The organism is Methanothrix soehngenii GP6 (assembly GCF_000204415.1).
In the GTDB taxonomy this organism is placed as follows: domain Archaea; phylum Halobacteriota; class Methanosarcinia; order Methanotrichales; family Methanotrichaceae; genus Methanothrix; species Methanothrix soehngenii.
Genome location: NC_015416.1, coordinates 2,897,859 through 2,914,828, shown reverse-complemented (window position 1 = coordinate 2,914,828; position 16,970 = coordinate 2,897,859). Strand labels below are relative to the sequence as shown.

At 53.0% G+C, this 16,970-nt stretch carries 17 protein-coding genes and 1 tRNA gene; 16 read left to right on the top strand and 2 right to left on the bottom strand.

Going from position 1 to position 16,970, the window contains the following annotated elements; genetic code table 11:
• Window positions 1-104: 104 nt before the first annotated feature.
• Entirely contained in the window at window positions 105-752 is a 648-nt protein-coding gene (locus MCON_RS14555; RefSeq protein ID WP_157863855.1) for a tRNA (cytidine(56)-2'-O)-methyltransferase, read from the top strand.
• 26 nt (window positions 753-778) lie between these two features.
• Window positions 779-1,879, top strand: a complete 1,101-nt coding sequence (locus tag MCON_RS14550; protein WP_013720696.1) for an ATP-grasp domain-containing protein — start codon at window positions 779-781, stop codon at window positions 1,877-1,879.
• A 221-nt stretch (window positions 1,880-2,100) separates the two neighbouring features.
• Here MCON_RS14550 and MCON_RS14545 read toward each other — a convergent pair.
• Together MCON_RS14545 and MCON_RS14540 are read right to left on the bottom strand one after the other, a co-directional pair.
• Window positions 2,101-2,173 (bottom strand) — tRNA-Pro (locus tag MCON_RS14545).
• A gap of 111 nt (window positions 2,174-2,284) precedes the next feature.
• Window positions 2,285-2,533 (bottom strand): hypothetical protein, encoded by a 249-nt coding sequence (locus tag MCON_RS14540; protein WP_013720695.1) that lies wholly within the window; start codon window positions 2,531-2,533, stop codon window positions 2,285-2,287.
• Between the two features lie 84 nt (window positions 2,534-2,617).
• On the opposite strand from MCON_RS14540, the gene nifS reads away from it, so the two are divergent.
• From nifS to folP, 14 genes are all read left to right on the top strand, one after another.
• Window positions 2,618-3,775 (top strand): cysteine desulfurase NifS, encoded by a 1,158-nt coding sequence (gene nifS, locus MCON_RS14535; RefSeq protein WP_013720694.1) that lies wholly within the window; start codon window positions 2,618-2,620, stop codon window positions 3,773-3,775.
• A 158-nt stretch (window positions 3,776-3,933) separates the two neighbouring features.
• The gene (locus MCON_RS14530; protein ID WP_013720693.1) at window positions 3,934-5,169 is read left to right on the top strand and encodes an SLC13 family permease; all 1,236 of its coding nucleotides are present in this window, start codon (window positions 3,934-3,936) and stop codon (window positions 5,167-5,169) included.
• Between the two features lie 122 nt (window positions 5,170-5,291).
• Window positions 5,292-5,468, top strand: coding sequence for an antitoxin family protein (locus tag MCON_RS14525; RefSeq protein WP_157863854.1), 177 nt, complete (start codon window positions 5,292-5,294; stop codon window positions 5,466-5,468).
• Window positions 5,461-5,838: a PIN domain-containing protein gene (locus MCON_RS14520; protein ID WP_013720691.1), complete on the top strand. Its 378-nt coding sequence runs from the start codon at window positions 5,461-5,463 to the stop codon at window positions 5,836-5,838. Before MCON_RS14525 ends, MCON_RS14520 begins: the two co-directional genes overlap by 8 nt.
• A 305-nt stretch (window positions 5,839-6,143) precedes the next feature.
• Window positions 6,144-8,135 (top strand): agmatine deiminase family protein, encoded by a 1,992-nt coding sequence (locus tag MCON_RS14510; RefSeq protein WP_013720690.1) that lies wholly within the window; start codon window positions 6,144-6,146, stop codon window positions 8,133-8,135.
• A gap of 317 nt (window positions 8,136-8,452) precedes the next feature.
• Entirely contained in the window at window positions 8,453-9,199 is a 747-nt protein-coding gene (locus MCON_RS14505) for a hypothetical protein (RefSeq protein WP_157863853.1), read from the top strand.
• A gap of 649 nt (window positions 9,200-9,848) precedes the next feature.
• Complete coding sequence (locus MCON_RS15410; protein ID WP_052297595.1) at window positions 9,849-10,199, top strand: hypothetical protein; 351 nt, start codon at window positions 9,849-9,851, stop codon at window positions 10,197-10,199.
• A 28-nt stretch (window positions 10,200-10,227) separates the two neighbouring features.
• A complete protein-coding gene (locus tag MCON_RS14495) occupies window positions 10,228-11,199 on the top strand; it encodes a metal ABC transporter substrate-binding protein (protein WP_157863852.1) in 972 nt (323 codons plus the stop codon).
• Window positions 11,196-11,957 (top strand): metal ABC transporter ATP-binding protein, encoded by a 762-nt coding sequence (locus MCON_RS14490; protein ID WP_013720686.1) that lies wholly within the window; start codon window positions 11,196-11,198, stop codon window positions 11,955-11,957. Before MCON_RS14495 ends, MCON_RS14490 begins: the two co-directional genes overlap by 4 nt.
• Complete coding sequence (locus tag MCON_RS14485; protein ID WP_013720685.1) at window positions 11,950-12,756, top strand: metal ABC transporter permease; 807 nt, start codon at window positions 11,950-11,952, stop codon at window positions 12,754-12,756. The genes MCON_RS14490 and MCON_RS14485 overlap by 8 nt, the downstream gene beginning before the upstream one ends.
• Window positions 12,757-12,868: 112 nt before the next feature.
• Window positions 12,869-13,849: a COG1361 family protein gene (locus MCON_RS14480; RefSeq protein ID WP_013720684.1), complete on the top strand. Its 981-nt coding sequence runs from the start codon at window positions 12,869-12,871 to the stop codon at window positions 13,847-13,849.
• 35 nt (window positions 13,850-13,884) lie between these two features.
• Window positions 13,885-14,901, top strand: coding sequence for an ABC transporter ATP-binding protein (locus MCON_RS14475; RefSeq protein WP_157863851.1), 1,017 nt, complete (start codon window positions 13,885-13,887; stop codon window positions 14,899-14,901).
• Complete coding sequence (locus MCON_RS14470; protein WP_013720682.1) at window positions 14,885-15,670, top strand: ABC transporter permease; 786 nt, start codon at window positions 14,885-14,887, stop codon at window positions 15,668-15,670. Before MCON_RS14475 ends, MCON_RS14470 begins: the two co-directional genes overlap by 17 nt.
• Window positions 15,671-15,702: 32 nt before the next feature.
• Window positions 15,703-16,959 carry a dihydropteroate synthase gene (folP, locus tag MCON_RS14465; protein ID WP_232844302.1) on the top strand — a complete coding sequence of 419 codons (1,257 nt, stop codon included), beginning with the start codon at window positions 15,703-15,705 and terminating at the stop codon, window positions 16,957-16,959.
• The last annotated feature ends 11 nt before the right edge of the window (window positions 16,960-16,970 follow it).

Below are 16,970 nucleotides of genomic sequence, written 5' to 3'. Positions count from 1 at the left end.
GATGTTTTGGAGGAATTTATAGCTTCGGGATGTTCCCGGTTTCGGGCACGAGATAGCAGGATCCTGGAAGGCTCTAAATAAGGGAGACCATATTCTTTTGGCCCGTGCGAGCAGTGGTTTTGCGTCTGGGGCATAGACCGGAGAGGGATAAGAGGATCACCACCCATGTGGGCCTGGTCGCCCGGGCTTTTGGAGCGGAGGGGATGCTTCTTTGCGGTCGCGATGCCCATGTGGAGGAGAGCCTGAATGATGCAGCCAGGCGGTGGGGAGGGGCCTTCCGTCTCACCCCGAATGCGTCATGGAAGGGAGAGATCGTTCGCTGGAAGGAAAGCGGTGGTCAGGTGGTTCACCTCACCATGTACGGCTCGAATCTGCCCGATGTGATCGATGAGATCCGCAAGAGCGAGGATATACTGATCGTGGTGGGGGCGGAGAAGGTTCCGGCAGAGGTGTATCAGTTGGCGGACTGGAATGTGGCTGTGGGCAACCAGCCCCATTCCGAGGTGGCGGCGCTGGCGGTATTCTTAGACCGGCTTTTTCAGGGCGAGGAGCTGGGCCGGGAGTTTGAGGGGGGGCTGAAGATAGTGCCCTCCTCTCGGGGGAAGGAGGTCATCTATCCGGAATTCAGCTCCAAGGATGAAGAAGGCGGAGATGAGAAGAGCGAGTATGGGAATGAGGCTGCAGATGATGGTTTGGACGAGGATGATGACCAAATCGCCCCTGGTGCAGACACCAGCCTCCTCTCATGGTGATGACGATCTTATGAGAGTCAGATAGGATGAAGCTTCTGATAATTGGAATCAACATTCGGCATATCGCCTGCTCCGCCAGACGGGCGGGGCATGAGGTTTATGCCGTCGATGGCTACTGCGACCTGGACCTGGAGAGCTGTGCCGAGGATATGGCGCTCTTGTCCAGGGATGGGATGGATGATCCCGGTGGTGCGGACAGAATCGATGAGTTGATCTCCGAGCACGTCGAGAGAGTCCTTCCCGATGCTGTCGTCCTGGGACCGGGACTTGAGGTGGCCAGGGTCAAAGGGTTGCCGGTGCTCAATAATCCTGCCGAGAAGACCGCCAGGATCTCAGATAAGCTCTATCAGGCCCGCTGGTTGGAGAAGAATGGCTTTCCCTTCATCAGGACGGAAACCTCGGCGGAGGACCTGAACTTTCCGGTCATGGTAAAGCCCAGGCAGGGGGCAGGCGGGGTGGGCTGCAGAATCGCAGAGGACAGCTCAAGGCTAGAATGGGAAGAGGGGTTGATCGCCCAGGAGGTCGTTTCTGGCCGGGCGGCGAGCGTCTCGGTCATCGGCGACGGGAAAGATGCGCGCGCGCTGGCGGCAAACGAGCAGCTGATCGGAGAGAGCTGGACTGGAGCCAAGGGCTTTCGCTATTGCGGCAATATCACCCCTCTGGAGCCGTTGCCCAAGAACGATATAGCGAACATGGCGGAGAGGATTGTTGCGCGACTGGGCCTCTTGGGAAGCAATGGGGTCGACTTCCTTCTCACTGAGGAGGGGCCGGTGGTGGTGGAGGTCAACTGCCGCTTCCAGGGGAGCCTGGACACAGTGGAGTGTGCCACAGGCATCAATGTATTCGAGGCTCATCTGAACTCCTTTCGGGGATTGCTTCCCTCAAGGCCAGCCATCAAGTGCACTGCCGGGAGGGCAATAATCTATGCGCCATGCTCCATGGAGATCAAAGAGAGCCTGCTCTTTCCCTGGACGGCGGATGTCCCCCGTCCTGGCTCGAGAATTGAAAGAGACGATCCGATTCTCTCCATCCTGACAAAGGGGTCGAATAGAGGGGAAGTCCTCGCCCGGCTGAAAGATAGAGCAGCAATGATACGGGAATTGACCACTTGTTCATCTCGCAGATAGCACTAAAATAGAGACTCTTTTCTGTGACTCGTCATATTGAAGAATTATCAGGGGAAGAGCATAGTCAATTCTTAAAGAGGGATGCTTTGGGCATGATCCCCGCCTGATGATCATGGGCTCTATGTGGTTGGGTCAGAAGATCGCAGTTCACCACAAAGGCGAAAAGATGCAGAGAATTTGCGATTCAAGTCCACATATACAAAATACGCAAAGACATTTTATGGGGCCACGGCGATTTGAACGCCGGTCACAGGACCCCCAGTCCTGTAGGATACCAGGCTACCCTATGGCCCCGCGCAGCGTTCGTTAGGATGCAGAAGTGGCATATAAGGGTTTCCCACTGAATGAGATCCGGCTCCATCCCTACGAAATATCGGCTGCATGCTCCCTTAGGCCCGAACTCTATCAGCCGTTTTTCACTCCCACATACATCATCCAGATCCCGACCACCACGGTGAATCCGAATAGCACCAGGCTCTCGATTGCAAATCCATTGGGCAGATCAAATAGGACCACAGTCCCCATTATGGCTGTGCCCGCACCAATGCTCACTACCCCCAGCCTCGCCGAGAAGGGATAGATCAGAAATCCAAGGCCTATCAGGGCGGCAGCGATCAAGAGCGGAGTTGAAAATAGGGGAATGGATATGTCCATATCCTGCAGTCCCCCGGCAGCGTACTTATAGTTTCGCGTTTGAGTTCGCCATCTATTTACCCTCAGCTCTCAATAGAAAAATGGATGAAGCGCATTTACATGGACCATTCCGCCACCACCCCAGTGGCGCCAGAGGTGCTGGCAGCCATGCTGCCCTATTTTGGGGAGAAATTCGGCAATGCCTCCAGCCTGCACCGATCAGGCCGGGAGGCCAAGGAGGCTTTGGAGGACTCAAGGGAGAAGGTAGCTGCCCTGCTGGGGGCGAGAGCTGAGGAGATCATCTTCACCTCCGGGGGAACGGAGTCAGATAACCTGGCTCTTAAGGGCATAGCCCGCAAAAATCGAAAGCTTGGAAAGCATATCATCACCACCCAAATCGAGCATCCTGCAATCCTGGAGACCTGCCGGGCCCTGGAAAAAGAGGGATTTGAGGTTACCTACCTGCCCGTAACCGGGGAGGGGCTGGTCGAGCTCTCCACTCTGGAGGCCTCCATCCGACCGGATACCATCCTCATCTCTGTGATGCACGCCAACAACGAGGTGGGAACCATCCAGCCCCTGGAGGAGATCGGCCGTCTGGCGGCGGAGAGGGACATCTACCTTCATTCCGATGCCGTGCAGAGCGTGGGCAAGATACCGGTCAATGTAGATGACCTCGGGGTCGATCTGCTATCCCTCTCCGCGCATAAGCTCTACGGGCCGAAAGGAGTGGGGGCTCTATACATCCGCAAAGGCACAAAGCTTGAGAGCATCATCCAGGGAGGGGGCCACGAGCGCCGCCTCAGATCGGGAACGGAGAACATATCCGGAATTGTGGGCCTGGCAAGAGCGGCAGAGCTGGCAGAGAGGGATATGCCCCGAGAGGCGGAGAGACTGGCAGGCCTGCGCGACCGCCTGGCAGAGCTGGTCTTAGGCAAGGTCAAGGATGCCTGGATAAATGGTACTATGAAAAAGAGGCTTCCAGGCAACCTGAACTTCGGATTCAAATACGTGGAGGGCGAGTCGCTTCTGCTCTTCTTGGACTCCAAAGGGATATGCGTTTCCACAGGCTCCGCCTGCTCGTCTCACAAGCTAGAGCCAAGCCACGTGCTCATGTCCCTGGGCCTCAAAGCCGAGGAATGCCACGGCTCCCTCAGGATCACCCTGGGGATGTCCAACACTCTTGATGAGGTGGAATATGTGGCGGAGAGCATAGTGGAGGCAGTGGAGAGGTTCAGGGGGATATCGGCGCTGGGAAGATAAGCGCTGCAGATAGCACTTTAAAGATTGGGATCTAGATTCAGTAGGCCAAAAACTATAATAACCAGGCATAAAACCAGATCCTGTTTCTGTCTGAGCGAGGAGAGAAGGTCCATAAGGTTGCCATCTATATCCGCCGCCCGGAAGGCTCAGGATCCTGAATGCTCGATGCCATAAATATTTCCACCATAGCGTTAGCTCTGGTCCTTCTCCTCATCGCCATCAGACAGCTGGGTGAGTTCAAGCTCCAGATCTGGCAGATAATGCTCCTTGGCGCCCTCTTGGTCCTTCTCTCGGGAGAGATCTCGCCCGTGGATGCAGCTAGTGCCATAAACCCAGATGTGATGATATTCCTGGCCGGGATGTTCGTGATCGGAGAGGCGATGCGTGAGAGCGGCTACCTATTTCATCTCTTCAACCGCATCTTCTGCCGGGCAAAGAACTTAGACCAGCTCCTGCTCCTCATCCTCTTCGCCATGGGCTTTCTCTCCGCCCTGTTGATGAACGACACTTTAGCTATTATTGGAACTCCTCTCATGCTCTACCTGGCCCAGGCCCTGAGGATCTCCCCCAAGCTTCTCCTTCTCACCCTGGCCTTCGCCGTGACCACCGGCAGCGCCATGAGCCCCATCGGAAACCCTCAGAACCTGCTCATCGCCATCAACGGCAGCCTGACAAATCCATTCCTGGTCTTCTTCCAGTATCTTTTCATTCCAACAGTGGCAAACCTGTTCTTAGCCTACCTTCTCTTAAGGCTCTTCTACAAGAGCCAGTTCCAGCAGACGGCCATCGAGATCCCAAAGGAATGCATCAGCGATCCCACCCTGGCCAATATCTCCCGGATCTCAATTATCCTGCTGCTCATACTCATTCTGGCCAAGGTCCTGGCAGTCACAGTTCAGAGCAGCCAACATTTTTCGCTGACCTACATCGCCATCTTCTCTGCCCTGCCCGTCATCCTCTTCAGCAGTCGAAGATGGGAGATCATGAAGCATATCGACTGGTGCACCCTGGTATTCTTTGCCGCCATGTTCGTTCTGATGGATAGTGTCTGGAGATCTGGATTCTTTCAGAGCATGATGGAAGAGAGCTCTCTTGGCTTTGGATCCATTCCCGTCATCCTGGCTCTGAGCGTCTTTTTGAGCCAGATCATCTCCAATGTGCCATTCGTCGCCCTATTCCAGCCGCTCCTGATTAACCCCTCTGCCCAGGATCTGATGGCCCTGGCAGCAGGCAGCACTATCGCCGGAAACCTCTTCATCCTGGGGGCGGCAAGCAACGTCATTATCATCCAGAACGCCGAGAAGAGCGGGGAGACGCTCACGTTCCTGGATTTCGCCAGGGTGGGAGTGCCACTAACCGCATTGAATGTCTTTGTCTACTGGATATTCCTGTGAGCAGGAAAATGAGATGCTCTTAACTGCAAAAATTAGGAGCAAATCAGATAAAGACCGGAACATGAGTTGAGCGATGGGGCAAATATTTATCCTCAAACCACAGGTTTAGCTTGGTGCCAGGTATGATCGTGAAAGCGATTTATGAGAATAATCTTTTGAGGCCTCAAGAGAAATTAGATCTGAAGGAAGGCGAGGAAGTGGATATAGAAATAAAGAGCAGAGGCATCTTTGGTCTCTTGAAGGATTGGAAGTTGGATTCGCAGTCTTTAAAGGATGAACTGAGAGAGACAGATGGTTAAGCTATTTGCAGATACCTATGCACTGGTGGAGATACTCAAGGGGAATCCCGCCTACGAAAAATACTCTCAAAAAGAGCTTATCACCTCTGAGTTCAATATCTTTGAGCTGGCCTATGCCATGTACCGGGATTTTGGGAGAACGGATAGCATAAATATACTCTCGTTCCTGAGAAGCAGGATCGAGGTGATTAGCCCCGAAGATCTCGATTATTTAGAAGCCTCAAGATTCAGGTTATCCAATAATAAAAAGGGCAAAAAGCTCTCCCTTATAGACAGCCTCGGCTATATTTGCTCCAAAAGATTAAAAATCCGGTTCCTCACAGGAGACCGGGAATTCAAGGATATTGAGGAAGTAGAATATATAAAATGAATAGGCAGCAATCCATCACTCCGCCATCTCCCCTGGGCTTATACAGACTGAGGCGGCTGGGGCCCGGACCATATGCCACTTTTGCCCATGGCATAGGCCCTGTTTTTGGGCGCATGCTTCGGACGAAGATCTTGCAGATCGCATCTGGTCGCCAAGTTGCTTGCCTGTTTCAGCCATGATGAGGCGCGACTCATATTGAGACATACACTGATCCTTTGATACTTTGATATACTTTAATACGCATCCCTTCTCAGAAAATTCCGCATTCCAATAGCATGCCGACCACCTTAGAGGAGAAGACTGAAATGGCGCTTGAAAGGGAGAGAGAGAGGGTCACTATAGGACTGATTCAGAGCACAGCCTCAGAGGACAGAGATCTGAACCTGAAAAAAGCCATCGGGATGATAAAAGAGGCTGCGAAGAAAGGAGCAAAGATCGTCTGCCTGCCTGAGCTCTACCGGACCCGCTACTTCCCTCAATGGGATCAAAAGGATGCATCCCATCTGGCGGAGACAATTCCGGGTGAATCCACAGATGCCTTCTCCATCCTCGCCCGGGAGCACGAGATAGTGATAATAGTCCCGATCTATGAAAAAACAGAGGGCGACTACTTTAACTCCGCCGCGGTGATAGACAATGACGGCAGCCTTCTGGAGACCTACCGCAAGATCCACATCCCCCATGATCCCCTCTTTTACGAGCAGAGCTACTTCTCTCCTGGCGACGAGATCCGGATCTATGATACCCGCTATGCCAGGTTTGCCGTCTTCATCTGTTATGATCAATGGTTCCCTGAGGCGGCCCGAGTGGCAGCCCTGGGCGGAGCCCAGATCATCTTCTATCCCACCGCCATCGGCAATATCATGGACCAGGGAGAGCCGGCAGAAGGAGACTGGCACGATGCCTGGGAGACGGTGCAGCGGGGCCATGCCATCTCCAACAGCATATGCGTAGCCGCCGTCAACCGGGTGGGCAGAGAAGAGAGCCTCAGCTTCTGGGGCAGCTCCTTCGTATCTGACTCATTCGGCAATATCGTGGCAAAAGCGAGCGGCGACAGAGAAGAGGTTTTATTGGCTGACCTGGATCTGGCCAAAAACAAGTCTGTCCGGGAGGGATGGGGCTTTTTCCGCAATCGCAGGCCTGATCTTTACTGGCCCATCATCGAGATGGTCAAAGAGCCTGCCCCTCAGATAAAGGCAAGAGAGGCGATGATGGAGGAGGTCGATAGGAAGGATGCTCTCTGCCTGGTGGATACGCCCCTGCAGCTGGGCTTTCATATGCCTGCAGAATGGGAAGAGCATGAAGCGATATGGCTCTCCTGGCCCTATGATCAGGAGACATTCTTCGATATAGAAAAAGTGGAGGACGCATACATCGCCATCATCAAAGCCATGCATAAGAGCGAGATGGTCAACCTCCTGGTCAGAGACGAGATGATGCTCAGCGCTGTTATTGAGCGGCTGAGAGAGGAGAAGGTGGAGCTGCTTCGGATCAGATTCCACCAGATAAATTATGCGGATGTCTGGTTCCGGGATTATGGCCCAACATTCGTAGTATCTCGGGGGGAAAACAAGGGAATGGATAATATCGCTATGGTCGCCTGGACCTTCAATGCCTGGGGGGAAAAGTATCCCGGATTGATGAGAGACACCAGAATCCCCTGTCTGATAAATGACGACCTCAAGATGGAGTGCTTCATTCCAGGAATAGTCCTGGAGGGCGGATCCATCGATGTGAACGGCTCGGGGACGGTCCTGACCACAGAGCAGTGCCTCCTCAATCGCAATCGCAACCCAGGCCTGAATAAGGAGGAGATCGAGAGCTATCTCAAAGAGTATTTGGGGGCAAGGAAAGTTATCTGGCTGAAGGAGGGGATAGCAGGAGACGACACAGACGGACATGTGGACGACATCGCCAGGTTCGTCGATCCGACCACAGTGCTCTGTGCCTTCGAGGAGGATCCTGATGATGAGAACTATGCTCCTCTCAAGGCGAACTACGAACAGCTCTGCCAGGAGACCGATCAGGATGGAAATCCCCTGAAGGTCATCAAGCTGCCCATGCCTGGTCTGGTGGAAAATGAGAGTGGACGGCTGCCTGCCAGCTATGCCAACTTCTATATCGGAAACGATGTGGTTCTGGTTCCCTTATTTAGGAATGAGAACGACCAGAAGGCGCTTAAGATAATCCAAGGAGCCTTCCCGGATAGAATGGTGGTGGGAATCGATTGCCGCGAAATGGTGGAGGGGCTGGGGACGATTCATTGCATCAGCCAGCAGCAGCCAAAGATCAGATGATTGCGATGGCAATCATTCGCACGCCATATTCATAAAATATTAATAAAATATGAAAAGTAAAGAAATGGCGGTGTGAGATCGCCTTTGCAGATCGGCCTGTGTTATTGGCCACTGCTATTCGCCATTTGCCTGCTGATAGCGCCAGGGAATCATAGTGACCACTCCCATGAATAAATTCACGGGCATCTTCGGACTTTCAACCGATGGCATCTAAAGAATGTTAACACAAGTTAAAGATAGTATTAAGTTCCATTAGAGCCAATGTCATCGTGTGAGATCATATGATACATGGTAAGACCTTGCTATATCTAATCGCATTGAGCATATGCTTGTTTGTGGGCATTACAGGCGGACAGGACTGGCTGGTGGGGGGATATGTCAGTTCAATTGGCCCATATGATGGAGATCCTGCCATTTCTGGCCTTAAGCGGTGGCTTGATTATCCCATTCCCACTGCTACCTGGTACGGCTCAAATGGATCGGTCTATTACGTGCCTTATGGCTTGCCTTATGGCACATACTCGACATATTCTGCGGCCTATTATCCCACTCCTGGCTGGACGCCGGTTTATGGCACAGGATGGCAGATATACAATAAGGAATGGGCGAAAACCCTCGAATATGCCCAAACCAGATCCTCTTTGAGGGTATATCCGCGACAGACCGTCGCTTACCCCCCAACCCAGTCGGCTGCGCCTGTATCTGCCACGGCGCAACCAGCAATCACTACCACGCAATCAACGAGCGCGAGTGCTCAATCCATAAGCCCAACCACCTCACCGGCAATTACCCAAACTGCCGCTCCAACGGCCGGTGACTCCACCGCCATAATAGTCTCCCAGGGCATGCGCGGCTATCAGGTATACCTGGATGGAGTCTATATTGGTACCGAGGGGACGGGCGGAGATCCTCTGGATGGCAGATTCAGCTTCAAGGTAGTTGGCAACCAGAACCATGAAGTGAGAGTCTATGATGGCCAGTTCAACTATCCAAAAATCATGTGGTTCGATGCAGGTGGCTCTAAGACTATCTATGTGGAGCCAGGAACAGCAGTCTATATCTAGACCGCCAGTTTAACCCTGTCCACCATTTTAAGCTTCTCCTTTTTTCTTCCTTTGGCTCTTCGCTGAATTATGTGGGTGAGTTAAGTCAGAGAATATGGCCTCTGTTCCTCTTTGTCTCTGTGGTTTGGTCAGAGCATCGCGGTTCACCACAAAAAGGCACAGAAGATACAGAGAATTAGCGATTGAAGTTCACCCATACAAAATAGCGAGGAGCCCTTCCTTTTTTATACTTGGAGCCTCTCCTCTCGTGATCCTCATCCGCTTTTGCCAAAAAGAGGTTTTTTGATCTCAGCTATGAGGCCAGGGATCATTTGGCCTGCTAACAGGCAAGCATTCCGAGAATACTTTTTTAAAACAATAAAATACAAAATATATTCAGTAAAAGAGATTGCTCACCTATCAGCATTCTCTATATACCGTCTGCTCCTGCATGCTCTCAATACTTTTTCGGCCTTCATTTCATCAAACTTGCGTTTACGCTTCATCTTCCTATCTCGGGCTTCACTCATAGCCGCAATCCTACACCTTCTAGAATATCTACTTTCTCATCGTAAAGCGCCCAATCGGCGGCAGAATACATCATGAGAATGCTCCTCCTTCCCCTCTCATTTTCCTCATCTCTTATGTAATTGGCCAACAGCTTTATTAAGTGAATTACATAAGAAAAACCGTGATTCCGAAAGCCTTGAGAGATCTCCTGAAAGAAGAGGATCTCTCCACTCTCTATGAGATCAGGGATCTATTATCTGATATGATCTCCATGAGAGAAGCGCCCCTCAGCAAGATAGGCCCCACCAGGGATCGGGGCAGCAATAGAGAGGTCATAGAGGAGAGACACTCCGGGACGATGACCTTTCGATTGGAGCGCGTCTCCTGCGGCAAGAACTGCAAAGGCTGCCCGCACGGACCTTACTGGTATGGCTACTGGCGGGAAGGCGGCAAGACCCGCTCCAAGTATATCGGAAAGAATCTCAATGCAAAGAGGCTAAAGAAGGAGTAATATGTCAAGCAATTTTAAAAAATTCTCGTTGCTCATCGTTTTCTTAGTGGCTGCAATCCTTTCCGGCTGCATCTCCGAGGATACAGAACCATCTGAAAAGATGCCAGCAGACGATATTGCAGTGAATGCAAGCCAGTCAAATGATGACATCCAGGATGCCCGAGATTCCCAGGCTGAATCCCTACCCATTAATGGCACAGGAAATGGCTTGAAGAAGTACGCGAATAATGGCTCTGATGTCATCTCCGTCGCCACGACCATCTCTCCCCTGGCAGGGCTTATCTCTTTGATCGGTGGTGACAACGTCGAAATAGCGACGATAATCCCGCCTGGAGCCGAGCCCCATACCTACGAGCCCACCCCCTCTCAGATGAAGGAGATCGCCAATGCGGACATCTATATCATGAACGGTGCGGGCCTTGAGTTCTGGATGGAAAAGGCGCTCTTGGTCAATGAAGATATGTTGGTTGTGGACTCCTCTGAGGGAGTGGAGCTGTTAAGCGAAGAGGGCGGAAACGCCGATCCGCACATCTGGTTATCTCTGCAGAATGCTGCCATTCAGGTGGACAATATATGCAATGGTCTGATCCAGGTCGATTCTGCAAACAGAGACTATTATCTCCGTAATAAAGATGCCCTGTTGGAGGAGATGAAAGCGCTGGACAGAGAATTTAGCCAGACCTTTGCCGCAAAAGAGAATAAGACCTTCATCGTTTTCCACCCTGCCTGGAGCTACCTCGCCCGGGACTATGGCCTGGTCCAGGTGCCGATCATGGAGGAGGAGAAAGAGCCCGGTCCCCAGTACCTGGCAAGCCTGATCGATATGGCTAAAAAGAACGATATAACCACCATATTCGTTGATCCACAGTTCAATCCCAAATCTGCAGAGGTAATAGCGAGAGAGATGAACGCGACGATTGTGGTCCTTGACCCTCTGGCAGATGACTATCTACAGAATATGCGTCGCACAGGCGAGGAGATCTCCAAGAGCCTGAAATGACCGCCGAGATCGTCTCCATTGATAACCTCTGGATCTTCAGGGAAGAGCATGCTATCCTGGAGGACATAAACCTGAAGCTGGAACGGGCGGACTTCCTGGGTTTGATCGGCCCGAACGGGGGAGGAAAGTCCACCCTTCTCAAGGTGATGCTGGGTCTTATAAAGCCGGATAAAGGGAGGATCAGAATATTCGGCCTGGAACCTGAGGCGGCGAGGGGAAGGGTGGGCTACCTACCCCAGAAGACCATCTTCGATCAGAACTTCCCGATCAAGGTCCTGGAGGTGGTCCAGATGGGAAGGTTTGGCAGGACTGGCCTCTTCCGCCGTTACGGTCCTGCCGACCGCAATGCTGCCTATTGCGCCCTGGAAGCGGTGGGGATGGAGGATCGGGCTGACCGGGAGATCGGCGCCCTTTCCGGTGGAGAGCAGCAGAGGGTCTTTGTTGCCCGCTCTTTGGTCTCAGATCCAGAGCTTCTCCTCTTAGACGAGCCCACAGCGGGCGTTGATTCCTCCCAGCAAACGGAGTTTTATGAGCTTCTCTGCCACCTCAACCAGGACATGGGAATAGCCATTGTGCTTGTCTCACACGATATCACTGCCATATCCAAATACGTGGGCAAAATCGCCTGCCTAAACCAGAGGCTTTATTACCATGGCTCAAAGGAGCTAACGAACGAAGATATAGAGAAGGCCTACGGCTGTCCGGTGGAGATGATTGCCCATGGAACGCCCCACCGGGTCTTGAGGAAGCATGATTGAGTTGCAGTTGGACCTCTTCCAGTACGATTTTATGCGGGTGGCCCTGGCCGCGGGCCTGGCGAGCGCCGTCCTCTGCGGCATAATCGGGATCTATGTCATTTTGAATAAGATAGTCTTCATAAGCGACGGCATAGCTCATGCCGCCTTTGGAGGCATCGGTCTGGGCTATTTCCTGGGCTTCGATCCCCTGATATTCGGAGTGGGCTCGGCCGTATTGACCGCAGTCGGCATAGGAATGGTGAGTGGGAGGGCACGGGTATCCGAGGACACCGCCATCGGGGTTTTCATGGCCACGGGAATGGCCCTGGGAGTCATGCTCCTCACCCTCTCTAAGGGCTATGCCAGAGACCTTTATGGCTACCTTTTCGGCAATATTTTGGCTGTGACCATCAACGACGTGCTGCTGATATCCGGACTCACCCTGGCCATAATGCTCCTGATCTATATCCTCTACAAGGAATTCCTGATAATGAGCTTCGATCCGGTCTACGGGGAGGCCATCGGCCTGCCGGTGAAAAGCCTCAGGCTCCTGCTTTTGGCAATGGTGGCCTTCAGCGTGGTGGTGTTGATCAAGATCGTGGGGATCATAATGGTAATAGCGCTTCTCACCATCCCCGGAGCCATAAGCAGGCAGCATCTAAGGGGATTGCCCTCCATCATGGCCGGATCCGCAGTTCTGGGATCGATATTCGTGACTGTTGGCCTCATAGTATCTTACATGCTGGATGTGCCGTCAGGCGCCACGATAATTCTCACCGCGGCGATATTCTTCTTCCTGAGCACGCTGTATTCCAGATGAGGATTCCCGGAATTATTGCAGAAAAGCGATATTGGATCTAAAAGCTGTCTGGTTTGGGAGCATGCTGCCTTCAGATAGACTTAATTAAGGATGCAAACTCAACCGAAATCATATGGAGCTGCTGAAGATCATCTGCATTCTGCTGATCCTGGTCGGCCTGGGCCAGGCAGAAGATATCATCTTTTTTGCCGATGATCACTACAAGTCCATCAGCCATCTGCAACTCAATGCCTCAGCTACCAATCCCGCACTCTCGCCAGGTGACGGTGTCCTGAGAATAAGCATTGCCAACCAGGGCAGAATCGAGGAGCTGATACCTATAAGCAGCAGCGATTCCCCCGACGATATCCTGCAAGAGCAAAGAGAGGAGATGAACAGCTCCGTGGCCATGGATGTCAGAGCCGCTTTGCAGTCGGCCGGCCCCATTCAGGTGACCTCCGGCGTGCAGCATATTGCCATTCTCCCAGCGGGAGAGGCAAAAGAGCTGCAATTCAACATCAGCATCGATCAGAGGGCCAGTGGTTGGTATGACCTTCCCTTGAGGGTGGATTATGTGCGCCAGGTGGACGTGAGCGTGAGCGATGGCGAGGCCTTTCCCCTCCGCCAGCCATCAAACCAGAGCCTGAATCTGAGGGTCTATGCATTCGGAGATAAGGATGACCTGCGCATTGCAGGAGTGCAGTCTCACCTTTATCCAGGAGAAGAAGGATCTTTAATAATCGCGGTGGAGAACATCGGAGAGGATATCCTCCCGAACTGTTCGGCCAGCCTTATAGCTGCTCCTCCCTTTCGGGTGAAAAGCAGAGACCTTCCTCTAGGAGACCTGTCGCCGGGTGAGATGGCCTCCGCCAGCTTCCTGGTCGGGGTGGATAGAGATGCCAGTCAGGAGGAGTATCAACTCGGCATGGGCCTGCGCTCGGAAAAGATGGATCTGGTCCTCCCCTTTGAGCTGAGCTTAAAGGGATCGGGTCGCCTCATTTCCAGTGGGACCATTCTCTTCATTGCTCTATTGGCCTTTCTTGTTCTGCTCGCCATCATCCTGCGCAGACAAAAGCTTCTTTATGGCCGGAAGAGAAGGATCAAGCGGCTATAGGCAAAAAGAGAGAAATGCAGAAGAAGATCGGGAAGATGAGCGAAAAATCGGTCCAGGCTAAGGGGATATGCAAGAGCTATAAGAGCCTCTTTGGCTCTGCCAAGACGGTCCTGGAAGGAATATCTCTGGATATAGATCGAGGAGAGATCTTCGGCCTGCTCGGCCCAAACGGCTCGGGGAAGACCACTCTAATCTCCATATTTTCCACTCTGATCTACCCGGAGGAGGGGAGCCTGTCCATTCTGGGATTGAATGCCAGACGGGACAGGGGAGAGATCCGCAAGATAATCAATATCAGCACTGCCAAACCCAACTTCCCCTGGAGCCTGACGGTAAGAGAGAACCTCGTCCACTATAGCATGCTCTACGGCCTTTATGGACTCGGCCTCAATCGGACGGTCGAGGACCAGATCGATGCCTTTGAGCTGGGGGAGTACAGGGATGTGAAGTTCGAGAACCTCTCCACCGGCTTAAAGCAGCGCCTGTCCCTGGCCAAGGCCATGCTAAACCACCCCCGTCTCCTTTTTTTGGACGAGCCGACCACCGGCCTGGACCCGGACATGTCCGCCAAAACCCACGATCTGATCAGGAGAATTCATGATGAGGAGGGGATCTCAGTTATAATGTCCACCCACTATATGCCCGAGGCGGAGCTGCTCTGCGATAGAATTGCCTTTCTGAGAAAGGGCAGAGTGGCAGCCCTGGATACCCCTCAGAACCTGAAAAACCACCTCGAACTGGGAAAGAGGGTGAAGATAACCTACCGGGGGCTGGCGAACCTTGATGCCCTGAGAGCTCTGGAGGGGGTCATAGCAGTCAGGGGCAAACCCGGAATAGTCGATGGGCGAGTGGATATACAGGCGAATGGGCAGGCGGACATAGAGGTGACAAAGCCAGCTGAGGGACCGGTCGATAGACAGTTGGAAATCCTGATGGACAGTAACGAGGATAGCCTGGACAGGATTCTGAAAAGCTTTCAAGATGCTAAAATTCTGGATATCAATATAGAAGAGCCCGATCTGGAGGACGTATTCCTTGAATTGGCAAGGTGAGCTGAACAAGTATCTGGCCTCCGCCTACAAGAACTGGGTGATCTCCAAGAGGAACGTCTTCACCCTCTTCGAGCTGTTCTTCTGGCCCCTGGTCAACCTGCTCTCCATCGGCCTTCTCACTCGATTTTTGATGGTGGATGAGTCCATGGTCTCCTTTCTCCTGGTGGGCTCCATCGCTCTGACCATTCTCCAGGTGGCCCAGATGGATGTGGCCTATGTCCTCCTCTTTGATATGTGGTCCAAGAGCATAAAGAACACATTCATCGCCCCGATACATAGCCGCCATCTGATCTTTGGATCCCTGTTCTTCGGCATCATGAGGGGATCGGTGGTCTTTGCCATCCTGGCATCGATCAGCTTCTATCTGTTTGATTTCAGGTTTCAGGCGGGCGGCCTGATCCCCCCGTTGATATTTCTGGCGGGTGTCTTTTCCATGGCCGCGATCATAGGAATCACTGTCTGCATCTCTATCCTCACCTTCGGCCAAAAGGCTGATGTTGCCGCCTGGAGTCTGAGCGGTCTGATACTCCTTTTCAGCGGGATCTACTATCCGGTGGATGTCCTCCCATTCTTTCTGCAGGTCTTGGCCAGGGCCATCCCTCTGACCTATTTCCTGGAGTATTACAGGTCAATATTTATCCCCGGACCCCATCATCTGGCTGTAGGTTTATCTCTGGCCGCGCTATATCTGCTGCTGGGGCTCATCCTCTTCGACCGGGCGATCCGCCGGGCGAGGAGAACGGGAATCCTGCTCTGGCTCTCGGAATAGGGAATAGGATCATTGAGCTAGTGGTGTTGAAAGTGATTGAAGGCTTGTTGGGTTGGGTGAAGGTTGGAGATATTCAGCCCGTGCGGCTGATGGGGGTCATCAACCTCAGCCGGGAGTCGTTCTATAAGGGCTCAGTGGCCAGCTCGAATGAGGCTCTAGCAACTGCCAGGCGACTGCAGGATGAGGGAGCTGATATCATTGACCTGGGTGCGGTCTCTACCGCCCCGGGATCTCCCCCCATAAGCGAAGAGGTGGAGAAGGACAGGCTCTTTGCCGCCTTAAAGGAGATCACGGATAACCTGGATATCGTGGTCTCCGTAGATACCCAAAGGGCGAAGATTGCAGAAAAGGCCCTGTCCTGTGGAGCTACTTGCATCAACGATGTCTCTGGCCTGCACGATCCTGATATGGCCTCAAAGGTAGCAGAATATGACGGCTCTCTGATCATCATGGCATCAGATCAAAGGCCTGGAGACCTGCCTTTGTTGAATCAGATCATTCCCCTCCTGGGAGACAAAGTGAGGCAGGCAGTGAGAGCAGGAGTTGCTCTGAATAAGATCTCCATAGATCCAGGGATCGGCAAGTGGATTCCCGTGAGGACGGCAGCCCAGGACCTGGCCATCCTGGATGGCTTTGACCGGTTGCGCGCCATCGGGCGGCCGGTAGTGGCTGCTTTATCCCGTAAGACATTCATCGGGGAGAGCCTGAATATTCCCGATCCTGGAGGGAGGCTTGCCGGAAGCCTGGCAGCAACGACAGTAGCCGTCTATCTGGGGGCACATATCGTCCGAACGCACGACATCTCCGCCAGCCTGGATGCGATCGCCATGGCTGGTGCCATCCGCGGACGGCCGATTGTGACCAGCGATTGCAGTATGGATTGCGATGTGGATGAACATGCAGTTGGCGATATGCAGGTCGAGGTTTTGGGCTATCTCGGCCAGGGAATGGATCTGGCAGAGCATCTGAAGCGGATACAGGTGGATGAGGGGGCATACCAGCTCCTCTCCCGGAAGGGATCTTTTCGGATCCTGGCGGTGCGGGGCCTGAGCAGCATGGAGGCCCTGATAATAAAGCAGGAGATGCTCGCCCGGGGAGGAGATGCCGCCATTCCAAAGATGGCCCTGCGCTGCGATAAGCGGCCGCAAGAGATTTTAATCCTCGGCACTCATGCTCAAATATCAAGCCTGGTCAGGAACCTGAAAGGGCAGCCTTTCCGGCTCGGCCATTTGGCCGCTATCATTGAGGAGGCCCTGGAGCTGATCGACAGACCAGAGCGTTACAGGTGATTTATTGCAGG

Bases quoted from the DNA above. Each gene is read 5' to 3' on its own strand.
- MCON_RS14490 (WP_013720686.1), top strand. From the start codon at position 11,196: ATGACCGCCGAGATCGTCTCCATTGATAACCTCTGGATCTTCAGGGAA.
- nifS (WP_013720694.1), top strand. From the start codon at position 2,618: ATGAAGCGCATTTACATGGACCATTCCGCCACCACCCCAGTGGCGCCA.
- MCON_RS14550 (WP_013720696.1), top strand. From the start codon at position 779: ATGAAGCTTCTGATAATTGGAATCAACATTCGGCATATCGCCTGCTCC.
- MCON_RS14525 (WP_157863854.1), top strand. From the start codon at position 5,292: ATGATCGTGAAAGCGATTTATGAGAATAATCTTTTGAGGCCTCAAGAG.
- MCON_RS14475 (WP_157863851.1), top strand. From the start codon at position 13,885: ATGAGCGAAAAATCGGTCCAGGCTAAGGGGATATGCAAGAGCTATAAG.
- MCON_RS14510 (WP_013720690.1), top strand. From the start codon at position 6,144: ATGGCGCTTGAAAGGGAGAGAGAGAGGGTCACTATAGGACTGATTCAG.
- MCON_RS14540 (WP_013720695.1), bottom strand. From the start codon at position 2,533: ATGGACATATCCATTCCCCTATTTTCAACTCCGCTCTTGATCGCTGCC.
- MCON_RS14530 (WP_013720693.1), top strand. From the start codon at position 3,934: ATGCTCGATGCCATAAATATTTCCACCATAGCGTTAGCTCTGGTCCTT.
- MCON_RS14485 (WP_013720685.1), top strand. From the start codon at position 11,950: ATGATTGAGTTGCAGTTGGACCTCTTCCAGTACGATTTTATGCGGGTG.
- MCON_RS14480 (WP_013720684.1), top strand. From the start codon at position 12,869: ATGGAGCTGCTGAAGATCATCTGCATTCTGCTGATCCTGGTCGGCCTG.
- MCON_RS14520 (WP_013720691.1), top strand. From the start codon at position 5,461: ATGGTTAAGCTATTTGCAGATACCTATGCACTGGTGGAGATACTCAAG.